Genomic DNA, 23086 nt, shown 5'->3' on the forward strand with positions numbered 1-23086 from the left:
GTATCAATCTTCAAATTTTTTGGCTCCGAGCAAGCTCGTCAGCCAAATAAAAAACAGCTAGACCAATTATGATCTAACTGCTTATGTAAACTGCCATCAACTTAATTTGACGAACAGCCTCTTTTTTTACCATTTGTAATGAACTGGGTTCTTAATGTACTTATCGTAAACATCTTCAACGATACCCATTTGTTCATGAGTGAAGGCCGGATAGTCGGCAGCTACAACGTTACGTTCGATCTGCTCAGGTTTTGATGCACCTGGGATAACTGTGCTGACAGCATCTGACATCAAGATATAACGTAATGCCATAGCCGCCAATTTGTCCCCGGCACCTAATCGTTGTTTCAATTCGTCCGCTGCTTTAACTCCAGTGGCATAATCGACGCCTGAGAAGGTTTCCCCAGCATCGAATTCTTCCCCGTGACGATTAGTTGTTCGGTGATCATTTTGACCAAATGTCGTGTTCAGGTTATATTTGCCTGTCAACAAACCGCTAGCTAATGGGACACGGGCGATAATGCCGACGTCATGTTCTTTAGCCATCTTGAAGAAGTTTTCAGCTGGACGAAGGCGGAACATATTGTAAATAATCTCGACTGATGAAATGTCGTAGTCGAGAGCCTTCATTCCCTCTTCGATTTTCTCGACTGAAACACCGTAATTCTTGATTTTACCTTCTTTTTTCAACTTGTCCAAAGCGAAAAATGGTTCTGGATTATAGAAAACTGGTGTTGGTGGACAGTGAAGCAAGACGTTGTCTAGTGCGTCAACATCAAGATTTTTCAAACAGTCGTCGACATATTTGATGATGTTTGCTTCAGTGTAGCCACTGACAACATGAGGATCCATTCTCCGACCGATTTTAGTCGAAATGAAGACTTTGTCCTCTTTACCTTTCAAGAATTTAGCAATAGCACGTTGACTTTCGCCATCTTGATAGACATCAGCCGTATCGAAGAAGTTGACACCTTGGTCGAAAGCTTCTTCCAAAGTAGCTTGAGCATCCTTCTCACTGAAAGGGTCACCCCATTTAGAGCCTAGTTGCCAAGTACCTAGCGATACTTCACTAACGTCAAAGTTAGTTTTCCCGAATCTGCGATATTTCATGGTAGTCCCTCCAAATTATATAATCAATTTAATATTAGCATTACCGTTTCTCAAGCACCAGTTAAATCAGCCATTTAATTCCCCACGAACATCGTCTAAGACTTGATCGATATCGTCTATCAACTTCTTGGCGGATGTTATTGGTTGATTCATTGTGCTTCCTCCTTTAAATAATTAAGTGACATGTTGTGCAATTCAATACACAGTGTCTTTTACTCATTTAAAAAATACCTGAAATAAATCAAAAAATTAAGAACGCTTCCGCAAAAGTGTCCTTAATTTTTTGATTTTAAAATGTGTGGAGGACTTTTATGAAAAATGAACGAAAAACTGACCGCAGGACTATTTTCATAATCAGCGCTATCAAAGATGCTTTTTTGAAGTTGATTGAGCAAAAATCATACAATCAAATCAACGTTGCCGAATTTTGTCGCGAAGCTAGGATCACCCGTTCAACTTTTTACCTGCATTATGACAATTTGACTGACGTCTTAAATGAAATTCTTGATGAGGTTCTACTTTTCAATAAAACCTATATCGAACCAGTAAAAGCCTACCTTATATAGTGAATGTTCCTCCTGAACATATGCCTCTACAGTAACGCCCCCTGTGCCACTAGTTCTTTTCTAACTTCTTCAACACTCGTTCGTCCATTAATTGCTAATGCCGCCGCTACACCAGCAGCTTGACCAGTAATAAAGCCTGTTCCCATTACTCTGATCGAGGCTTGTGCCAAATGATCCGCTGAAATCAGCCGGCCTGCACCCCACAAATTTTCTATTCCCTTTGCTTTTAAGCAGCCTAACGGAATGCTGGCATATTCATTATCAGGGATACAAACATATTCCAGTTGATTATTAACATGGTGAAGCTCTAAACTCCAGGCAGCTCTCCCAATGCTATCAGACCGCTTCGTCGCATTGAGAATATCTTCGTTTTTTAATTCGACCTCGCCTATCATCCTACGTGCTTCTCTAATACCAATTTTTGGTCCCGAAAAAGTTAAAATAGCATTTTCACAACCTGCAATATATTTCTTAATCACTTTAAAGTAAGCTTGAACTTGTTTTCGTAGCTTCATTTCGTACTTAGTCATATTTTTGCTATCGAGACTATCAATCTTAATGCTCGGCGCCGCTAAAAATGCGTAACTGGCTTCAGGCTCTTTAAGAAATACGCCTCTTTCTTGAGTCAAATGCTTAATTCCAGCTTTCTTACCCTTTCTGACAGCCTGTTCTATATCCGCCATGCCAATAGCGTGCTGAGGAAGATTATCAATTCTAAATGATAAGGAGGCCTGTTGTGCATTCCCATCTTTATCGCCCCAATTAGTTTTCAGTCCGGCCGCATGAAGTAAGTTACCGTTACCACTAGCATCGATAAACTCTTTACCATGAACAGTAAATAATCCATCATCATCGGAACAGATCACAGTACTGATCTTGCCTTCTTCAACTCTTGCTCCAATAACAGAAGCATGTAATAAGAAATCAGCATTCGACTTACTCAGTAGATCGTCAAAAATTATTTTCATTTTTTCCGGATCAAATTTAATGGAAACGTTACCCGTTGATTTTGATGGAACAGCTGTGGTATTGATCCCAGCCTCTTTCATCTTATCTAAGACTAACTTACCAATTCCGCCAGCAACAAGATCCGGTTTTTGTCCCCTGGTATAAAAGCCACAATAGGAAGCAACTTGTGAATTTACTCCTGCACCACCAAAAGAGGGATCTCGTTCAATTAATAATACTTTTTGATTAATTTTTGAAGCCGCCAGTGCGGCGCTAATCCCAGCAGCGCCCCCGCCTACTATTACTACATCATAATTAAGATTTCTCTTCATCGGATTACCTCCCGCATATTTCTGAATTATTATGATCATTTACATTTTATTGTAGTAGCCATACTATATAAGTAAAATATATAGTTTAAATATATATTATAGGAGATTCCTATCATGGATATTAAACAAATTAAGTATGCACTGGAAGTAGCAAAATCTCATAATTTTACAGAAGCGGCAAGAAACCTTTACCTCTCTCAACCATCTTTATCTGAACAAGTCACCAAATTAGAAAAAGAACTGGGCTTTAAACTGTTTTTGCGACATAAAGGCCGCCCATTAACCATTACATACGCCGGACATGAATTCTTCAACCAGGCAATTCGTGTTGAAAAAGAGTTTGAACAACTGAAAACGATTAAAAATACTTTTAAAAATGAACAAGCGACATTTATTAGGATTGGGGTTTTAGGAACTTTTGGATATACCAAGATTCAATATCTAATTAATGAATTCCGAAAATTATACCCAGAAATTAAAATTGAATTTACAATTGATGTCTCAGAAAATTTAATTAAGCAATTTAGTCGGAACAAACTAGACATTATTTTTGTTACTAAAGACAATCATCAACTATTTAATTCCCAACAAGTCAAAGAATCTTTAATCTCTTCTAGTCCACTTTGCCTGATTTTAAACAAGCGAGATCCCTTAAGTATCAACTCCACTATTTCTTTAACCCAATTAGCAAATCAGAATATTTTATTACCTAGCTATCGGTCGGGATTATACAAAGCAGTTCATAATGAGCTTAAAAAGAACAATGTCAGCATTAATAAGGTCGGTGCAAATTCTCAAGTAGATGTTGTCTGTCAATTAGCTAAAGCAAATATTGCCAAGGGCTTCATTTCATTAGAAGTTTTTAAAAATAGTAAAACCAAAGATATTGCAGCCATCCCCATCACGCCAAAAATTAACCGCAATATCTATATGATTATCAATTTACAATCGGAATATCGACAAGTTAGTTATCTTTTTCAAACCTTCTTAAACGATAGATTGTAACCACCATTTTCCCCCCACATTTTATTTCTGTCATTATTACATAATAAAGGAATCGGGAATTCCCATCAGTTAAGATTAATTTATATAGAGCTTACAAATATTTTGATTTTCGTTCTTGAATTTTAAATTAATTGCTAAAAAAAAGCACCCAGTTTTACTGAGTGCTTTCATCTTCTGTGGCAAATAATCATGTTATTTTAGTACTTTTGAAGTCGAATCATCGTAGTCGAAACGTTGATATATCGTCTTTCCATTTCTAATTAACATAATGTTCATTATTCCCACTCAATAGTTGCGGGCGGCTTAGAGGTAATATCATAGACTACGCGGTTGACGTGGTCTACTTCGTTTACGATTCTAACTGAGATTTTTTGTAATACATCCCATGGAATCTTTGCGAAGTCGGCTGTCATTCCGTCGATAGATGTAACGGCACGAATTCCGATTGTATAATCGTAAGTTCTGCCATCACCCATGACACCAACTGAACGAATACCTGGCAAGACTGTGAAGTATTGCCAAATTTTTTCGTCTAGTCCATTCTTTGCGATTTCGTCACGTAGGACCCAATCACTGTCACGAACGATTTTTAGTTTTTCATCGGTTACTTCACCGATTACACGAATTCCAAGACCTGGTCCTGGGAATGGTTGACGCCATACTAATTCGTGAGGAATGCCAAGTTTTTCACCTAATTGACGTGTCTCATCCTTGAACAAAGTACGTAATGGTTCAATCAACTTGAAGTGCATGTCCTTAGGAAGTCCACCAACGTTATGGTGAGACTTAATTGTTTGAGCAGTACTTGTACCACTTTCGATAACGTCTGTATAAAGTGTTCCTTGAGCTAAGAAATCAATGCCCTTAAGCTTTTGAGCTTCATCGTTGAACACTTGGATAAATTCGTTACCAATAATCTTACGTTTCTTTTCAGGGTCAGTCACACCAGCAAGTTTGCTGAGGAATCTATCCTTAGCGTCAACTTTGATGATGTTTAAACCAAACTTGCCTGCCAAGCTATCCATAACTTGATCAGCTTCGTTCTTACGTAGTAGACCGTGGTCAACGAAGATACTTGTCAATTGTGTTCCAATGGCTTTATGAAGCAAGACACCAACAACAGAAGAGTCAACACCACCTGATAGTCCAAGAAGAACCTTCTTGTCACCGACAGTATCACGAATCTTTTGAATTTGTTGATCAATGAAATCATCCATTGACCAGTTGGCTTGGGCACCACAGATATCAAAAGCAAAGTTCTTCAAGATATCCATTCCATATTCAGTATTTCTAACTTCAGTATGGAATTGTACACCGTACATCTTGCGCTTGTCGTCAGCGATTGATGAGATAGGTGCATTCTTACTTGTAGCAACGACTTCAAAGCCTGTTGGAGCTTCTTTAACGAGGTCACCGTGACTCATCCAAACGTATTGCTTTTCAGGTAAGTCTTCGAATAATGCAGAATTCTTTTTCGTAATTTCGATATCAGCACGACCATATTCACGGTTATTAGCTGATTCGACTTTACCGCCAAGGTTATAAGCCATCAATTGCATACCATAACAAATACCCAAGATAGGAATTCCTAGCTTGTAAATGTCTTGGTCGATTGAAAAGGCACCTTCATCGTAGACACTCATTGGTCCACCAGAAAGGATAATACCTTTAGGATTGATTTCTTTAACTTCTTCAGCAGTAATAGTATTTGGTAATAATTCAGAGTAGATACCAATATCTCTGATACGACGTGTAATCAATTGATTGTATTGACTACCGTAATCTAGAACAATGATGCTATCGGCATCTGGCCATTGCTTGCTCAAATCAATTTCCCCCATTTTTTTATTTCCTCTATTGTATACGAAATTTTGTTCCATGTCATATATTGTATACGCTTAATATTTTCTCAAGTAAATTTTATTTATTTGATGGTCCTCAGATTTATGCAAAATAAGGTTGGCTCGGTTGCGAGTCGGCCTGATGTAATCACGCAAGTTTGGATAGTTGATAGTCTGCCAAACGTTTCTAGCCATTGCCATTGCCTCTTTTTCAGGCATCTGGGTGAATTGGTAGTAATAACTGTTAGGATCGTTTCTAGCCAAATCTAATAGCGTTTCAAAGCGATTCAAGAACCATTCCTCAATATCTTTGACCTCGGCATCAATATAAATTGAAAAATCAAAGAAGTCGCTGACATAGATGTGCTCATTTTGAGGCAGCTGCAAAACATTGATTCCCTCGACAATCAAAATGTCAGGATTGTCTAGTTCTTCATATCTTCCTGGAATAATGTCATAAATATTGTGCGAGTAAAGTGGATACTTGATTTTTCCACCGCGAGTTTTGACATCCCCCAAAAACTTCAACAATTTATTCATGTCATAAGTTTCTGGAAAACCTTTCTTACCCATTAAATTACGCTCTTTTAAAATTTTACTGGGATACAAAAAGCCATCAGTCGTCATTTGTGAAACTTTATATTGTGGATATGCTCTTTCCAACATAATTTTCAACAACCTAGCTGTCGTACTCTTACCAACCGCAACCGAACCAGAAACCCCAATGATAAAAGGTGTTTTACGATTCTTAGTACTTAAAAATTCATTCTTCAATTTAGTCAATTTGCGATAATTTTTAAGATAAATGTGAAGTAGATGTCGAATTGGCGCATAGATAGAACGCACGTCGTCAATGGATATCTCATCGTCCAAAGACTTGATTTTACGCAATTCTCCGTCGGTGATGGCTTGCTTGGTATATTCACCATGGAAGTTTTCCCATTGCTTTCTAGTAAATTCATCATAGTTAGCTAAACTTTGCATATTGTTAAAACCTACCTAATATAGTAATTAACTTTTATTTATTTTCTGGTATTCTAGTATAGTATAGAACTTTTTGTAAAAAGGAAATAATATATGGAAAAAATAGTATTATTTGGGGATTCAATCATGACTGGCTTTTCTAGTGGCAAGGCTAAGAATTATTTAACCAAGCGGATTAAAAAAGACTTTCCTGACTATGACGTCATCAACATGGCGTTTCCGGATTTCAAGACCAATAATGCTATGACACAAGTTGACCGTATTAAAAAGCTCAATCCAACCATCGTTGTTTTGGGATTTGGTACCAATGATATTTCGATAGATGATGAAATCAAACCTGGTAAATTTTCTGCCAACTTAACTAACATAATCACTAGTTTAGGAGAAAAGCGGGTTATTTTGCTTTCCCCTCCTTACATTGATTGGTTAAAAGATCCAACCAGACCTTGGACACGCCAATTGCAATTTGAGTTAGTCACGGAACATCTTAGCAAACAACTAGACATTTCGTATGTCGACTTGCTACACGATATGGCTAACTGTGATAATCTTAAAGAGTTGCTACAGGCGGACGGTTTGCACTTTACTAAGCAAGGATATAATCTCTTAGAAGACGAGTTAATACCAGAAATTAAAGCCACGCTAGCAAGAAAAACTACACTAGTGTCGAATTGAAGGAGCACTTTATGGATTTAAATATTCCTCAAAAATATTTTATTTTATCGTGTAACGAAAAAGGTAGTATTCGTATTTTTAAGAATACCAGACGTCGCGCTTATTTGGCTGAAAGCTCATTTTTCGACTTAGCGCTGAATGATATTATCGATTTAACAGACAACAGTGTCATCATTAACAAGGTCTTGCCCGATGACAAGCAGTATTTGAACGAATTCTTCCAGATCATCAACAAGAATCAAGGCAAAAGTATTATCCACGTTTTACGTGCCATGGCCACCAATGAAAAAATCACTCGTATCATTTACAATGAAATTGGGGATTCACTCGTTGATAAGGTCGATGTCACTAAAGCTGTGACCGGACTAGTCTTCAAGACTAACAATTACTTACCTAATCGGAACGTGAAACGAGAATTAGTCACTGATTTAAGAAAAGAAATCTTAAATTCCAAGAAAATTCCGCCAGAGTCTTTCGCCCTTTTGGCTACTCTATACGGAAATCATGACTTGAAGCTTTATTTCTCGCAATACGAACAAAAACAGCTCAAAGATAAAATCGAAGTTTATCGTGAAGATGCAACTTATGAGAAGTTGTTCGAATTGTCGAAGCGTTTAAACCGAGTCACATTATCATTATTGAGTTAGGTTCAAGAATGCCGTCGTCCGTTCTGCTTTGTGGATGCTGGAACGTACTGGACGCAACTTTAAGCCAATTCCAAAACCAGGAATCGTCTTAAAGCTTGGTCTTTCACTAAGCGATAAATCGCTAAGTGAAATTTCAGTACTGAGCATCCACAAAGCTGCCACTCCCGACTGGATAACGTCATTTATTTTTTATTTAAAATAATCTCAAATCAATAAAAGCCTTCATTTAGATAATAGTTTATTGACTATATCTAAATGAAGGCTTTTTGTTTTTAGTATTAAAAATAAAACCACTATCCAGTCCGGAATAGCAAAGCAAATTGGCTCAGATGTGAAATTATTCTTAGCAATTTATTGCTTAGAATAAGGCCGAGCTTTAAGACTTTGCCTGAACCTGGCAAAGGCTTAAAGTCGTGCCCACATCGTTCCAGCCAAATTTGCTTTGCTATGGAGGACGATATATTACACCAATAAAAGTTCAAAAAGAGTTTTAGATAATTACTGACTCTATTATCTAGACACTTTGTTCCACTTCATAATACTTTTCGGGAACTCTTTGCAATAATTGCGATAGCTCGCCAATCGAAGTAATCGTCAACTTGTGCATGGCACGAGAAGCAATTGTGTAAACTAATTGTTGCTCGTCTTCATCGAACTTATCTTTTGATGCATCCCACATAATAACAGCGTCAAACTCAAGTCCTTTAGCTAAAAATGATGGTAAGACGATTGTTCCTGCTGCTAATCGTTGATTTTCTGAACGGATTAAGGTCGACTTAACTCCGGCTTCTGCTAGTTTTTGATGCAAGTCAGTCGCATCATCTAAAGTTTTGGCAATAATCGCCGTCGTGTATTTGCGTTGATCATTTTCTTTAACTTGACCGACTACTTGTTGAATCGATTCGGCTTCTGTTTGTGCCATTAACAGATTTGGCAAATCGCCATTGCGGTTGAATGGTTCGATTTTTTGTCCATTTGTCAAAATAGCTTTGGTAAAGTCCGTAATTTGTTTTGTTGAACGATATGAGTGAACTAATTGAACGACTCTAGTTTCGTCAGCTTCAAACAAACTCTGTGCTTCTGAAAGCAAGGTTTGACTATTTTTCTTCGTAAAGATGGACTGATTCAAATCGCCTAGCATCGTATAACGTGCTCGAGGGAATTTATATTTCATATAAGCTAGTTGGAATGGTGTGTAATCTTGAATTTCATCAATGAAAACGAACTTCATATCCAATTCACCATGCTTACCAGTAACTAAATCATACAAGTAAAGATATGGCGTCAGATTATTCATGGAAATTTGTTTGTTGTTGAAATCTTTGATGAATCCTGCAACATATTCATCCCATTGTTCAGTCGTAATACCATATTTACTCATATCGACAATTTGAGGAACAGCCTTCAAAAAGTTCAAATAATTAGTAGCAACGTTTAAGAATCTCAAGTGCTTGATATTGCGGTAAACGCCTTGCAGCATGGCCGTAACAATCTTACGTGCTAAGAATTTCTTCTCTTCATCGCCATTTTTAAATTCTTGATCAGCGGTAACGTAAAGTGCTTGCAGTTGCTCCTTGCTCAAGTTTTCGATTCGTTCGGAAACCCAATTAGAACGCATCTCGGCACCAATCTTACGATGCAGCATCTTGATTAAGCGGTCTACCGTTGCATCCAATCTGTTGCCTAGATTATATTGTGGACCATAGCTGTAATAAATTTCTTGAATCTTTTCCTTAGCGATAAAGACTTTGCCTTGGAATTTAATATCCTTGAAAGCCATCCCGCTTTGATTCAACAGCTTGCTATAATTTGTCAGCGTCTTGAAAAATCCTATATCTGCGACAAATTTCCCAATATTTTTATGCTCAGTATCGACGACCTTCTCGAATTGTTCGGACAAACTCTCAACTGCCAAGTTTGGCAAACGACGAGCGAGAAATTGTTTGTAGGTCATCTGAACCATATTCTGTTCACCCATCTCGGGTAGGACGTTTTTGATATAATCGTTAAACAGCGAATTAGGCGAGAACATGACCACTTGGCTAGATGTCAATGTCCCACGGTATCGATAAAGCAAATATGCGATTCGTTGCAAGATAGCTGACGTTTTACCAGATCCAGCAGCCCCTTGAACGAAGAGGAGCTTCGACTTGGTATCACGAATAATCTTGTTTTGTTCACTTTGAATCGTCTTAACGATACCTTTCATGTGCGTAGAAGATTTCCCATCGAGCACTTCTAGCAACATTTGGTCACCGATAGTTTCTTGTGTATCAAAGTAAGCCTTGATTTTTCCATTATCGACTAAGAATTGACGTTTCAAAAACAAGTTAACTGATTGTAAGCCATCAGGAGCTTGATATTGCACTTCGCCTAATTTTCCGTCGTAATAAATTGAAGAAATCGGTGCACGCCAATCGTAGACTAAGAAATGATCGTTTTTATCAGTGAAGGAACTCAAACCGATATAAACGGTCTCTTTCTTAGGTTCACCTTTTTCCTGGAAGTCCAAACGAGCAAAGAACGGCGTCTTCTCCAATTTTTTGAGAATGCCTAATCGTTGCTTCGATTGTTGCCAACTGTTATTTCTTTCATCGAGCATTTGTTGTTGTTGATGAATCGACAAAGCCGCATCCATCGAAATGGAATCTCCATCCATTCCTAAGTGAATGTCATCAAAAGCATTATTGATAACTTTTAAATCTTCTTCAGCAACATCCATATGTTCTTTAAGTTGATTTTCAGACTTCTTAATCTTATCAACCACATCATCTAAATGTGCTTGTTCAATCTTTTTTTCGTCTAGTTCATTAACCTTAGATTTATCTGTCATAATAACCTCTTAAATTAAAGTTATATAATGTTACCATTATTAACTACTGATTTCAAAAAAGACACGCTTTGATAATAAAAATACATCAATAGATATTCCTCCATTGATGTATAAAATATTATAATTATTTATTTTTGCTTGCATAACTATAATAGTAGAAACCAGCCACAAAAATTATTCCCCCGATAATGTTGCCTAAGTAAACCGGTACAAAATTCTGGAAGAACAAGCCCCAAGTACTGCCGTCTTCAAAAATAGCTGCTGGAATGATGAAACAATTAGCAATACTGTGCTGAAAACCGACAGTCACGAAAATCATGATAGGAAACCAGATACCCATAATTTTGCCCGCTGCATCTTTAGCTCCTAACGCTAACCAAACGGCGATTCCCACTAACCAATTACAGCCAATTCCTGAAACAAAAGCTGATAGAAAAGTGGCGCTGGTTTTAGCTTTGGCAACAGCAATCACGCTCTCTTGAAATGGCCCAACATGCGTTAATCCAACTACATGACCGAAAAAATAAGCTACAAAGACGGCACCAACGAAATTGAAAAAGGTAATCACTAACAAGTTCTTCAAATAATCGACTAGACTAGCTTTTTTAGCAAAAATCGAAGTCCCAACTGCCATCATGTTCCCCGTTGCCAATTCTCCACCAGCTAGCAAAATAATAATCAAGCCGATTGGGAAAACAGCTCCGCCGACTAAAGCTTTGACACTAGCCAAATTGTTCGGAATTGAAGCTGTCACTCTGACATAAGCCAAAAAGCCGATTGAAATCATCGCCCCACCGATGAATCCGAGAATCATCTTAGCCAAAAGCGTCTTTTTAAGTTTATTGACGCCAGCTGTAATACTTTTTTGCAGAATTTCTTCTGGAGTAAACATATTTTATTCCCCTAGACTCATCATTTAATGAAAATACAATATCATCTATTTGCGAACGTTTCAATATAATATCAGTTAATCATTCGGATAACGTGTTTACATAAAAATAACGCCACTTTTTTATAAGCGGCGTTATTTTTTAATCGATCATCATCAATCGATCAGTGTCTAAGATTTTAAATTTGTTATTACTAATTTTTTCAATCATACCCTGCTTCGCTAACGAAGTCAGTTTACGACTAATTGTTTCAGGGGTAGTGCCTAAATACGTGGCAATGTCTTTTTTCTTCAATGGCAAGGTGAATATTTCCTCATCTAGTCCAGCACTAGTTTCCAACAAATAGTTAGCCAAGCGGCTCTCAACGCTTGCGGTGGTAACTTCTGTTGTCTGTTGCTCGAGTTGAGCAATTCTGCGTCCCAATGCATTGACCATATTCACTGCCATTTCAGGTGTTTCTTGCATTAACTTTTGGAAATCGCTTCGTGAAATCTGACAAACATCAGTGTCCATCAAGGTTTGAGCGAAGCTGTTATGGTCGGTATTGGAGAACAAGGCGGCTTCACCATCAAAATCCCCAGTTTGGAGAATCCGCAACATTTGTTCTTTCCCATTGGCCGACATCTGGAAAACCTTGGCTTGACCGTGAGCTACGATTATCAAAGAATCGGAAGCATCCCCAGCTGAGAAAAGATATTCGCCGCTCTTGTAGTGATGGTGTGTCACCAAAGTTGCAATCGTATCTTTATCTTTTTTAGATAAATTTTGAAAAATCGTTACCAATTCAACACAATCTTCAGCTGTATGGTCATGCGCAAGTTTTGCCATTAACTATCTCTCCTTAGTCATCAAAATCCTCATCATCATCTTCGTCATCAAAGCCCTCTTTAGCAGATTTGCCAAGAAGTGCTTGATAGATTCTGATTTGGTGATTGTTAAAGCCTAACAATTGAACTAATACTTGAGCCATGAAAGGACGATCCTCATTTTCGGCCAATTTGATAGCGCGTGTGACAAACATATTGTCAGTACTGAAGTCATCGACCACAGTTTGGAGCATATCAGAGGCATCTAAGTACTTGTTCTTGCCGTCTTCTTCAATCATAGAATATTCTGAATATTCTTTCATAGTTGAAGGAGGTAATTCACCCTCATCCAATAATTCATCAGCAATCTTATCATACCAAGCATTATTTGCGTCAATTGTTTGATTCAAAACACGCTTGTAGTTTTCAGCGTTAGCACCTTTAACGAACCACTTGATTTGGTGCAACTTGATATTTAATAAGAAATGATTTGAAACGATGTGACCTGTCATTGCGCCAGCAGTAGGCTTGTGGTGATCAGCATCAGCCTGCTTTTGTTCAGCGGCAAATTTTTCGTCGATTGTTTGTTCAGTCATTATTTACTCTCCTTAACCTTTACCTTTTTAACTTCATATCCTAAGTCAGTAATTACATCTGATAGCTTGTCAGCTGAAGTCTTTGATTCATCAAAGTCAGCTCTGACCTTACCAGCATTGAAGAGAACCTTGACATTTGAAACGCCATCTTGGTTTTCAACACCCTTTTGAATCTTTGTTAAACATGATGGGCATGTTAATTCACCTAATTGTAAAATTGCTTTTGCCATAATTGATTCCTCCATTTATTTTAAAAATCTCAACAAGTAGTCAAACGATTACTTGCTCAACTAACTTACAAATACTATTCTAATTAGTCTGTGGCACTAATAACTTGATTTGAATCAAGTTTTACAGATTTATTTCTAATTAATCTCATTGCATTGAAGATAACTACTAAGATACTTACTTCATGAACGAACATCCCGCTGCCCATGTGAATAATACCAACGATTAAACCTAATAGTAGTAGAGCAACTGTTCCCACAGCAATGATGATATTTTCTTTAGTATTAGCGACTGTCTTCTTAGCTAAGACATAAGCGTGTGCTAAGGCTTCAAAACTTGATTTAACTAAGATAATATCGGAAGTTTCAATAGCAACGTCAGTTCCGCTACCCATACCAATTCCGATATCAGCTGTTGCAAGTGAAGGACTATCATTGATTCCATCACCAACAAAAGCTACGGTACTGCCTTGTTTCTTAAATTTCTTCACAAATTCAACCTTATCTTCAGGAAGCAATTCAGCATGAACTTCATCGATTGGCAATCTTTGAGCAACTCGTGCTGCAGCTACTTTGTTATCACCAGTCAACATGACGATTCGTTTCATACCAGCATCTTTTAGTGCTTGGAGACCAACTCTAGCATCAGGTCTTAATTGGTCATTGACGCCAACGACGAGACGAAGTTCTTGATTAACAGCCATTAAGACTACTGAATCTCCTTGATTCATCTTATCTTCGATAGCTTTATTTTGTGATTTTGAAATCTTAACGTTATTTGCTTTCATCAAGCGAGAATTTCCAACTAAAATACTGAAGTCAGCGTTCTTGCCAACTAATCCTTGGCCTTTAACAGTATTCAGTTCAGGCAGTTCTGGTGTATCGGTGACGCCTAAATCGTCAACATACTTCACGATAGCTTGACCCAATGGGTGATCAGAAGTTCTTTCAACCCCAGCAAGCAAGGCTAAATCAAGGTTTTTACTTTTGCCGAAGTCTTCATAATCAGTAACTGACATTTTGCCAGTTGTTAAAGTACCAGTTTTATCAAGGACTAGGGTATCGACTTTGGCAAAGCTGTTAACGGCATTGCCACCTTTCATCAAAATACCATTTTTAGCTCCGTTACCAATTCCGGCAACGTTTGAAACTGGGGCTCCGATGACTAAAGCACCAGGGCATCCCAAAACTAGAACAGTTATTGCGAGTGGGAAATTTTGTGTGAAGGCCCAAACTAAAGCACCAATGACTAAAACAGCAGGTGTGTAGTAGGTCGCAAATTTATCAATAAATCTAGCAGCAGGCGATTGGCTATCTTGAGCTTCTTCGACCAATTCGATGATTTTACCAAAAGTCGTATCTTCACCAACTGAAGTCGTTTCAATCGTGATAGTTCCATTATCAGTGATTGACCCGGCGAAAACTTTATCGCCTTGAGCTTTTTTAACTGGTGTTGACTCACCTGTAATTGAGGCTTCATTCATATAACCGGTACCATCGATGATTTTTCCATCGACAGGAATTTGACCGCCCGGTTTAACCATGACGTGGTCGCCCTCGTCCAAGTCATCGACATCGACTGTTTCAGTTGTACCATCTTCATTGACTAACTCGGCGGTAGTTGGAGCCATCTTCGTCAAACTCTTAACTGAAGAACGAGTCTTCTCCAAAGTTTTTTGTTCCAAATAATTACCAAAGAGGAACAAGAAGGTAACAACAGCCGACTCTTCATATTCTCCAATAATAAAGGCACCAATGACTGCAATGGTTACCAACAATTCAATACTGATAACTTTATTTTGCAAGGCACTGAAGGCGTGTAGAGCAATCGGAATTGCTCCGATAATACTTGCAAGAATCATAAAGATCGTTGCGGCAATTTCAAATTTCAATAGGAAACTTGAAATCAAACTAAGTGCAATCAAAATGGCAATTGAGACTGTCATTTTATTTTGATGTTTTGAAATCCAGATATTTAATTTTGTCATCTCATTTACCTCTCTCTTAACTTACAAGACATATTCTAAGGGGTAATAGAGTTTAAGAACTTGATGCATATCAAGTTTTGAAAAAAAGTGACCAAAAACTAAAATTGTTTTTGATCACTTTTCTTATTGATATATCTTTTTAAACTTGGATAAATTTTATTTGAGATTGCTTCAGCAATGATGAAGCCTACTGCTAAAGACATTCCCACTGTTAAGGCTTTGATAAAGCCGCTTGCTGCCAGCATATCTTTTCCAAGGGTAAAATTTTTCATGCTGTCGTAAATAATGGCCCCGGGAACTAAAGATACTAGGCAAGGAACGTAAATAATATTGACCGGCGAACGGACTAAGATAGCGCATAAATTGCCTAATATACCAATAACAATTGCTCCCAAAACATTGGGCATAATCAAGCTATCGGTAAACCAGGTGATAACGATATAAACTATCCACGCTAAGGCTCCGACCAATCCTGCTGGGACTAGCGTTCGTCTAGGATTATTGGTGATGATGCCAAAACCGACACTCGACAAAAATCCGAAGATGAACCCATAAACTATTTCCATCATTATTTAACCCCCTAATATGGCTTGAATTACGATTTGTCCAATAATCACGCCGCTTCCAATTGAAATTCCGGAAACAATCGCATCGGTGGCCCGAACTAAGCCAGAAATGGTGTTCCGTTCAATAATTTCTCGCAAGGAGTTAGTCATCGGCACGCCAGGAACTAATGGCATAAGAGCACTGATAATAATGTAATTAGCATCATGCGCCATTCCAACGAATCCTAAAACATTAGCCAAAACGCTGATGACCAAACTTCCCATCGCAACGGGGATATAAGGAATCTTTGAGTGCCTCGAAATAACTTGCGACATCAAATAGCCTAAAATTCCAACAAAAAAGGCCCAACCAAGGTCGCCCCAAGTTGCTTTAAACAAAAGCATTGGTGGCATCGAAACTAATCCTGCCCCGATACATTTAGTTATCCAAGAGAAGTCTAAGGTTTCATTTTGAACCCGTACTATTTCTTTTTTTATTTCATCAAAGGTGATTTCGTGGTTCGAAAATTGTCTGGATAAAGTATTGATCTCATCTACTTTTTGCAAGTTGAAATCTCCAACTCGAACTTTAAAAATTCTTGTCGTAGCACTTCTTTCTGAACTGACAAAAATACCTGTCATAGTGGCATGACAGACTACTGGTAAATCAACAGCTCGCCCCACATATTCAACCGTGTTCTCGACTCTAGCAGTCTCCGCACCGTTTTCTAGTAGAATCGTACCCACTTGACCACAGAGAGTGACAATATCTGCTTCCGTGATAGCCCCCATAATGGTTCCTCCAAATGGTAGATTTTTCATACATAATAGATAAGTATTAACACATTTTCTTGCAGAAAAAAAGCCCGCAGCATTGTGCGAACTTTAATTAGCGTTTCAAATAAGTTCCTTTTAATAGGATAATCCATAATGCCAAGATAGTGCCACCAATTAGCATCAATAAATGATCGACCTCATCGCCAGTCTCAGGCAAAATTTTAGAATTTGTCGTCTTGTTAGCTGAATTACTTTTATCAGACTTACTTTGACCGATTTTGTTGAGGCCACCTAAATTGGCAGCAATATTTGAAGTATCGTTGACGCCGCTTTGGTGCATCAGATTAGAAATATCATTTTGATTTAGACTATCAAAAACTAAATCAAAATCTACTGTCTTGTGCAAATTAAAAGCTGGCACGTTGATGGAAATATTGCCGGCAATCGGATTGCCCAAATCATCTAAACTGTTTAATGGAAAATCAAACTTCAAATAATTATTATCTTCATCATTTGTAAAACTTAAATTGATTGGCTTTTGCTTATTAATATAATTAATTTGAAAGGCCTTACTACCAAATTCCTTAGGATATTTAATCGTTGTTTCAACCGAATAAGTCCCATCAGGATTCTTAATCAATTTGGCTGTATTAGTAAAAAACGAGGCAATCAATGAGCCATCGCCATTATTTTTGGCTACCTTATAAGTCAATTCCTTCAAAACAGTTTTAGGCTGCGTTGCAGGTTTCGTGTCGGCAGTTTCATTGTTAGAAGCACTATCCGTCTTCTCTTGTGGCGTTTGGATAATATCTGAATCTTCATTTTCTTCATTAGAATTAGTCTCAGTATCATCATTATTTACAACGTCTTGATTGTTATTAGTATCTGGCTTATTTTCTTCAGGCTCAGTCTCGGTATCAGTTGTTTTCTTATCTTCTGATTCCGTGATTGAGTCCATGCTATCGGTAAATGGATTAGTTGTTTCCTGACTGTCCATTGTACTGGTATCGAATTTAAAATCGACTGTTTGTTGATTCATATCGATGCTTAACAATTTTGTTTTGACCACTGCTGTCACGTCGTCATTTAATTGTGACAAGCTATTAGTTTTAAAACTGATATCTAAATATTCTTTACCATCTTTGTTATAACTTTCTGATTCTTCAGGTGTTTGATTATCAATCTTGCTTACTTCCAAATCAGTCAATTGCGAAACTTCCACTGTCAAAACCAATCTGTAAGTTCCATCGTTGCATGTGTAAATCTCTGCACTCTTCGTAAAATATGGATCCACTTCTGATTTTTCGTTAGAATTTTCTTTATCTACTTCATAATTAATCGTTTTTTTGTCATTATTTGCTTCTGCTTGAACGGTTTCTTCAAGTAAATTGGGCGAACCTGACACATTTGTTCCAACCTCACCAAAAATCCCTAAAAATATCCCCACAGACAACAGACTAATAAAAAACTTTTTCATAATCTTATCGCCCCTCTTAACATATATACCAATTTTATCATATCTACCCTTTGCTCTTAAAGATAAGGTTGCGACTATTTGTCTCAAATTAGAAAAATCTAAATTATATTATAGATTATTTGAAATACCTAATCCGATAGATATATACTTATAGATATCATGCGCAGGAAGGTGACTTTTTTATGAAACAAGGAACAACGATCCTAACTTTAGACAATGGCTATCATTTGTGGACTAACACACAAGGCCACGGTGACATCAAATTACTATGTCTTCACGGTGGACCTGGTGGAAACCACGAATACTGGGAAAACTTCGGTGAAAAACTAGCTGACCTTGGCGTACAAGTAACAATGTACGACCAATTAGGCTCATGGTACTCCGATCAACCAGATTACAGCGATCCAAAAATCGCCGAAAAATACCTAACATACGACTACTTCATAGAAGAAGTTGAAGAAGTTAGACAAAAGCTCGGCTTAGATAACTTTTATCTAATCGGCCAATCATGGGGTGGCGCATTAGTTCAAATGTACGCTGCTAAATATGGCCAACACTTAAAGGGTGCTATCATTTCAAGTATGGTTGACGAAATTGACGACTATGTAAAACACATCAACCAATGCCGAATGGATGCCTTAGGTCCAGACAAAGTTAAGTATATGGAACAAAAAGAAGCCGAAAACGACTTAGATGACCCTACATACCAAAGCTATGTTGACGTATTGAACGCTGAATACGTAGACCGCAAACAACCAACAGCAATCAGACACTTGATTGATACAATGTCAGTACCCGTTTATAACACATTCCAAGGAAACAACGAATTCGTTATCACCGGAAAATTAAAAGACTGGCACTTCAGAAAACACCTCAAGGAAATCAAAGTTCCTACACTACTTACATTTGGTGAACACGAAACAATGCCAATTGAAACAGCCAAAATCATGCAAAAGGAAATTCCACATGCAAGATTGGTAACAACACCAAACGGAGGCCACCACCACATGATCGATAATGCACCAGTTTACTTTAATCATTTGGAACAATTTATTAAAGACGTAGAGGCGGGCAGCTTCGCCGATTAGAGAGCGAAGCAGGACCGCTTAGACACCGCGGATTAAGACAATTTCACGAATTGCCCGCGCACTTTGCGGGTGATTTGGGAAATAGGCTTAATCCTCGGTGTCTGTCCTGCGTAGCTCGTTTCCACTATATAGCCAGAAAGCATGGTTATATAAGAAGAAACAACGCTTATTTAACTAAAAGGTATGGTTACAAAACACAAAAAAAGAGGAAAAACTCAAATCCAGAGTTTTTCCTCTTTTTAACTACATAAAAAACCTAATTAGTCTTAATATACTTTCTCCACTTAAGACGGCTAAGCCAAGTCTGTTGTGCCGAAATACTATGTTCATCAGTTTCCTTAGCATAACGTCCACTTTCCAACAAATGATAAGAATTAACATCATCCTTAGAAAACAGCTTAACAATCTTAATCAACTGTTGTTTAGGTTTATCCTCCACAACCGGTACAGCAATTTCCACTCGACGTTCCAAGTTTCTTGTCATCATATCGGCTGAAGAAATCCAAACGTCAGTATGATCTTTCCCATATTGGAATTTAAAAATCCGGCTGTGTTCCAACAATTGACCAACGATACTTTTAACTCGAATGTCTTCCCTTGGTCCACAGACGCCTAACTTCAAAGAACAAGCACCACGTACTATCAGCCTAAATGGCAAACCGTGGCGTGCAGCTTTATAAATGGCGTCGATGATATCAATATCAGTCAACCCATTAACTTTCATAAAGACGCTTCCTTGTCCATCACGAACATAAGCAGCAGTTGCTCGTTCAATATTTTTAATGACCATTTCTTTGATGCCATCTGGTGAAGTGACCAACAAATCGTAGTCAGCTTCTTTATGAGTGACTAAATAGTCGAAGAATTTAACAGCATCATCAATGTAAGTTTGATTGCTGGTAAAGTAACTAACATCCGAAAAACCTTTGGCGGTAATCGCATTGTAATTACCTGTACCAATTTGGACGTAACCCTTGCCATCACCATGCAAGACTAAGCAAATCTTGGAGTGTACCTTATTTACTTTGTCACCAAACAAAACTTTAACGCCCGCAGCTTTCAAAACTTTGGCCACCTCGATATTGTGTACCTCATCGAATCTAGCACGTAATTCAACCACAGCTGTGACGCTGATACCTTTACCTGCAGCCTCTTTTAATAGACGCAACAAGTCGGAATTTTCTTCCGTTCGATAAATAGTAATACAGATTTTAGTTGTTTTGGGATCATTTACAGCAGCTTCCAGATAATCGATAAAAACGCTGAAAGAATCGTATGGATATTGCACAAAAATTGGCGACCTATCCAAATACTTCAAAATATTCTTGGATTCATTCCAAGCTAAAGCTTTAAACGGTGGGAAAACTAAATCCTGATTACTCTTGTAAGTTTTCCGAAAGCTAGTTAAGAACTTAAGGTCCACTGGACCTGGAATTTTATAAACGCTCTTTTTGTTGATATCAAACAAGTCAGCAAAGTAATCGCGACCTTTTTTATCGCCGTTATCGGCAAATTCAACGCGAGTGATTTTGCGCAAGTCCCTAGTATCAACATAATTAATCATCTTATTCAAATAATCGTCGTCTGACATGTTCTTATTCAAAAAATCATACGGCTTGTTCTTGTCATATGTGACACGGAAAACATAAAATTTGGAAATCTTATATTTCCTAATCAAATTTGCGGCAACGTGTCTGATAACATCTTCAATCAGAATGTAATGATTTTTTACACCTGTTTCTACTAAACGGTCCAAGTCCTGAGGAATTGGCGAAGTATAAACGTGATGCGGCGTTTCCATCAATAAATTCAAATTTCGTCTGAACTTATATCCTTTTGAGAATCTTTGCATATCGATTCTTGGAAGGATTTTCTTATTAAAGAATTTTTTGACGTATTTTTTTCCGAATCCGATAATTCTTTATAGCGCATTAATTCAAAGAGGTCATTATCTCTAGCTTCTTCCATCAATTTATAAAATAAATCGTATTGTCTAACAATATTTTCGCTATTAAATTTATAAGCTAAATCCAGAACCTTCTCCCCGGATAATCCTGATCTCTTATCATCTTCATGGTTCTTAACTAAACTATGAACGTTATGCATTCTAACGCGAAAAAACTCATCCAAGTTATTGGATGCAATCGCTAAAAACTTTAGTTTTTCTAAAAAAGGAACGTTTGGATCAGCGGCTTGATCGATGACCCGATTATCAAATAATATCCAACTTAAATCCCTATTATAATATTTATCTTTCATATATTATTTAACCCTTCATTCCTAAAAATTTAACTTTTATCCCTCTGTTCTTTTTTAAATGATTCAAAATCATATTCGACCTGTTTTACATAGCTGTTTGTGAAATTCATCAAAGAGTTTGCGATGTCAGCATATTCTTCGCCAAATCCAATGATCAATGGATAGTTCGGTGAGTGTGAATGCGCTCTGGCAAGTAAAATTACGCAGACTTTGGTGTAATCTTCAAATGATTCAAAATCCAGCTTGTCCAGATTAATCGATGATTTCATATCTTTAAATTGGCGCATATAGAAACTATATTTATCAGTATCAAAAGCTCCTAAGAATGGATCGGAGGCACTTTGTAAAATCAATTGACTGTTAACAATATTTTGACCCTGACTGACCTTCTCATCAGAATACAATTTGTCATCATTGTAGATTGGCAATGCTTGTTTGGCTTGAAGGACTAAATAGTTACTATCTAAATCCTGCAACAAAATCAAGTAGCATAGCGTTCCGACGCTACCAACCCCAACGCTGTGACGAACAATATCGATAATGTCAAAGTCTTCCAAGAATAATCTAACATCACTTCGCTGTGCTTTCTTATACTTTTTGTATCCTCCAACGACACTCTTATAATCTTTTTCACTGATATGTTGAGTTACCGGCTTATTTTCAACGAAACGACGTTGTCCAGAAGCTGTTAATTCGGTATATTTTTCAATAACTAACTTAGAATTGCTACGTTGTGCTTTTTTTATGCTTTTAGCAATCATATGATTAAAGGACTCTTGAAAATATTCTTCGTTATCCTTTAAGTTACCAAATATCTCCGTAATATTTTGAAGCGTGTTTGGCAAAATAAAACGTTTCATCTCCGAAATCTTTGTCATGTGCTTGAGAGTATCAAAATAAGTCTCTACGACTGTCAATAAAAACTCCTGCACATCAGATTCTTCGAAGCCATGTGATCTGGCAACAATTAAGGCACTGACTAAAAGGCGCTTCAAATCATATTCCCAGTGACCTAAATGTGCTTCATCAAAATCATTCATATCAAACAATAATTGTCCTTCAGATGATCCATAAAAACCAAAATTACCGAGATGGGCATCTCCACCGACCAATACTTTGATTCCACTGTTTTCGTTTCTTGATAAATCGTAATGCATTACATCGACTGTTCCCCTAAAGAATGCAAAAAGCGACTTCGACATCCTTTCACGTTTAACTGCTAATAATTCTGGAACTAGCAATTTGTTCTTGATGTTTAAAATCTTGTGAATATTTCTCTTCTTTGGTTCAAATTGATCAAATTTATCAGAAACCGTTGTCGCAAAGAAACGTCCTCTAATAATTAATTGTTCAGTACTCTTAAAAGCATCTGTATCTTGAAAAGTATATGGTGTACGGCTCATGCCCTCATCTCCTCGAATTTATTATACAATAGCTATCTTAGATAACCGTTGCTTGGGCCAACTTTTTTAATTAAAGTTTACTATATCCA

Annotated in this window: 22 protein-coding genes; 5 read left to right on the plus strand and 17 right to left on the minus strand. The window is 37.4% G+C overall.

The window, feature by feature from the left end; genetic code table 11:
- Positions 1-126: 126 nt before the first annotated feature.
- Positions 127-1110 carry an aldo/keto reductase gene (locus FHL05_RS09565; RefSeq protein WP_153522549.1) on the minus strand — a complete coding sequence of 328 codons (984 nt, stop codon included), beginning with the start codon at positions 1108-1110 and terminating at the stop codon, positions 127-129.
- A 311-nt stretch (positions 1111-1421) separates the two neighbouring features.
- On the opposite strand from FHL05_RS09565, the gene FHL05_RS09570 reads away from it, so the two are divergent.
- Positions 1422-1676 (plus strand): TetR/AcrR family transcriptional regulator, encoded by a 255-nt coding sequence (locus FHL05_RS09570; RefSeq protein ID WP_153384721.1) that lies wholly within the window; start codon positions 1422-1424, stop codon positions 1674-1676.
- 26 nt (positions 1677-1702) lie between these two features.
- On the opposite strand, the gene FHL05_RS09575 is transcribed toward FHL05_RS09570, so the two are convergent.
- Entirely contained in the window at positions 1703-2956 is a 1254-nt protein-coding gene (locus tag FHL05_RS09575; RefSeq protein WP_162000275.1) for an FAD-dependent oxidoreductase, read from the minus strand.
- A gap of 114 nt (positions 2957-3070) precedes the next feature.
- Between FHL05_RS09575 and FHL05_RS09580 the strand changes: the two genes are divergently transcribed.
- Positions 3071-3961 carry a LysR family transcriptional regulator gene (locus tag FHL05_RS09580; protein WP_153384719.1) on the plus strand — a complete coding sequence of 297 codons (891 nt, stop codon included), beginning with the start codon at positions 3071-3073 and terminating at the stop codon, positions 3959-3961.
- A 275-nt stretch (positions 3962-4236) separates the two neighbouring features.
- Here the strand turns inward: FHL05_RS09580 and guaA are convergent, their stop codons facing one another.
- Positions 4237-5802: a glutamine-hydrolyzing GMP synthase gene (guaA, locus tag FHL05_RS09585; protein ID WP_153384718.1), complete on the minus strand. Its 1566-nt coding sequence runs from the start codon at positions 5800-5802 to the stop codon at positions 4237-4239.
- 57 nt (positions 5803-5859) lie between these two features.
- On the minus strand, positions 5860-6786 hold the full coding sequence (gene coaA, locus FHL05_RS09590) for a type I pantothenate kinase (RefSeq protein ID WP_153522551.1): 927 nt from the start codon (positions 6784-6786) through the stop codon (positions 5860-5862).
- A 93-nt stretch (positions 6787-6879) separates the two neighbouring features.
- Here coaA and FHL05_RS09595 point away from each other — a divergent pair, with 93 nt between their 5' ends.
- Both FHL05_RS09595 and FHL05_RS09600 read left to right on the plus strand, forming a co-directional pair.
- Complete coding sequence (locus FHL05_RS09595) at positions 6880-7461, plus strand: SGNH/GDSL hydrolase family protein (RefSeq protein WP_153384716.1); 582 nt, start codon at positions 6880-6882, stop codon at positions 7459-7461.
- 11 nt (positions 7462-7472) lie between these two features.
- Entirely contained in the window at positions 7473-8108 is a 636-nt protein-coding gene (locus FHL05_RS09600; protein ID WP_153384715.1) for a GPP34 family phosphoprotein, read from the plus strand.
- Here the strand turns inward: FHL05_RS09600 and FHL05_RS09605 are convergent.
- The 10 genes from FHL05_RS09605 to FHL05_RS09650 form a co-directional block, all read right to left on the minus strand.
- Entirely contained in the window at positions 8097-8255 is a 159-nt protein-coding gene (locus FHL05_RS09605; protein WP_153384714.1) for a hypothetical protein, read from the minus strand. The two genes, FHL05_RS09600 and FHL05_RS09605, sit on opposite strands and share 12 nt — an antisense overlap.
- Positions 8256-8622: 367 nt before the next feature.
- Positions 8623-10941: an RNA polymerase recycling motor HelD gene (helD, locus tag FHL05_RS09610; RefSeq protein ID WP_153384713.1), complete on the minus strand. Its 2319-nt coding sequence runs from the start codon at positions 10939-10941 to the stop codon at positions 8623-8625.
- A 124-nt stretch (positions 10942-11065) separates the two neighbouring features.
- Positions 11066-11833, minus strand: a complete 768-nt coding sequence (locus FHL05_RS09615) for a formate/nitrite transporter family protein (RefSeq protein WP_153522553.1) — start codon at positions 11831-11833, stop codon at positions 11066-11068.
- Positions 11834-11972: 139 nt separating this feature from the next.
- On the minus strand, positions 11973-12659 hold the full coding sequence (locus tag FHL05_RS09620; RefSeq protein ID WP_153384711.1) for a Crp/Fnr family transcriptional regulator: 687 nt from the start codon (positions 12657-12659) through the stop codon (positions 11973-11975).
- A 13-nt stretch (positions 12660-12672) separates the two neighbouring features.
- Complete coding sequence (locus FHL05_RS09625; RefSeq protein WP_153384710.1) at positions 12673-13233, minus strand: ferritin-like domain-containing protein; 561 nt, start codon at positions 13231-13233, stop codon at positions 12673-12675.
- On the minus strand, positions 13233-13463 hold the full coding sequence (locus FHL05_RS09630) for a heavy-metal-associated domain-containing protein (protein WP_153384709.1): 231 nt from the start codon (positions 13461-13463) through the stop codon (positions 13233-13235). The genes FHL05_RS09625 and FHL05_RS09630 overlap by 1 nt, the downstream gene beginning before the upstream one ends.
- Positions 13464-13546: 83 nt before the next feature.
- Positions 13547-15448 carry a heavy metal translocating P-type ATPase gene (locus FHL05_RS09635; RefSeq protein ID WP_153384708.1) on the minus strand — a complete coding sequence of 634 codons (1902 nt, stop codon included), beginning with the start codon at positions 15446-15448 and terminating at the stop codon, positions 13547-13549.
- Positions 15449-15546: 98 nt separating this feature from the next.
- Complete coding sequence (locus FHL05_RS09640; protein WP_337692521.1) at positions 15547-16017, minus strand: threonine/serine exporter family protein; 471 nt, start codon at positions 16015-16017, stop codon at positions 15547-15549.
- A 3-nt stretch (positions 16018-16020) separates the two neighbouring features.
- On the minus strand, positions 16021-16785 hold the full coding sequence (locus tag FHL05_RS09645) for a threonine/serine exporter family protein (RefSeq protein ID WP_192917938.1): 765 nt from the start codon (positions 16783-16785) through the stop codon (positions 16021-16023).
- 97 nt (positions 16786-16882) lie between these two features.
- Positions 16883-18247 (minus strand): LPXTG cell wall anchor domain-containing protein, encoded by a 1365-nt coding sequence (locus FHL05_RS09650; RefSeq protein ID WP_153384706.1) that lies wholly within the window; start codon positions 18245-18247, stop codon positions 16883-16885.
- 182 nt (positions 18248-18429) lie between these two features.
- Here FHL05_RS09650 and FHL05_RS09655 point away from each other — a divergent pair, with 182 nt between their 5' ends.
- Positions 18430-19335, plus strand: a complete 906-nt coding sequence (locus tag FHL05_RS09655; protein ID WP_153522555.1) for a proline-specific peptidase family protein — start codon at positions 18430-18432, stop codon at positions 19333-19335.
- A gap of 256 nt (positions 19336-19591) precedes the next feature.
- On the opposite strand, the gene FHL05_RS09660 is transcribed toward FHL05_RS09655, so the two are convergent.
- Genes FHL05_RS09660 through FHL05_RS09665 form a run of 3 tightly spaced genes read right to left on the minus strand, consistent with a single transcriptional unit; the run spans position 19592 to position 22997 of the window.
- The gene (locus FHL05_RS09660; RefSeq protein WP_238706888.1) at positions 19592-21187 is read right to left on the minus strand and encodes a polyphosphate kinase; all 1596 of its coding nucleotides are present in this window, start codon (positions 21185-21187) and stop codon (positions 19592-19594) included.
- The gene (locus FHL05_RS12605; protein WP_238706889.1) at positions 21145-21594 is read right to left on the minus strand and encodes a hypothetical protein; all 450 of its coding nucleotides are present in this window, start codon (positions 21592-21594) and stop codon (positions 21145-21147) included. Before FHL05_RS12605 ends, FHL05_RS09660 begins: the two co-directional genes overlap by 43 nt.
- Positions 21595-21623: 29 nt before the next feature.
- Positions 21624-22997 carry a DUF2252 domain-containing protein gene (locus tag FHL05_RS09665; protein ID WP_153384703.1) on the minus strand — a complete coding sequence of 458 codons (1374 nt, stop codon included), beginning with the start codon at positions 22995-22997 and terminating at the stop codon, positions 21624-21626.
- Between the last annotated feature and the right edge of the window lie 89 nt (positions 22998-23086).

It is taken from the genome of Companilactobacillus halodurans (assembly GCF_009600995.1).
Classification (GTDB): Bacteria; Bacillota; Bacilli; order Lactobacillales; family Lactobacillaceae; genus Companilactobacillus; species Companilactobacillus halodurans.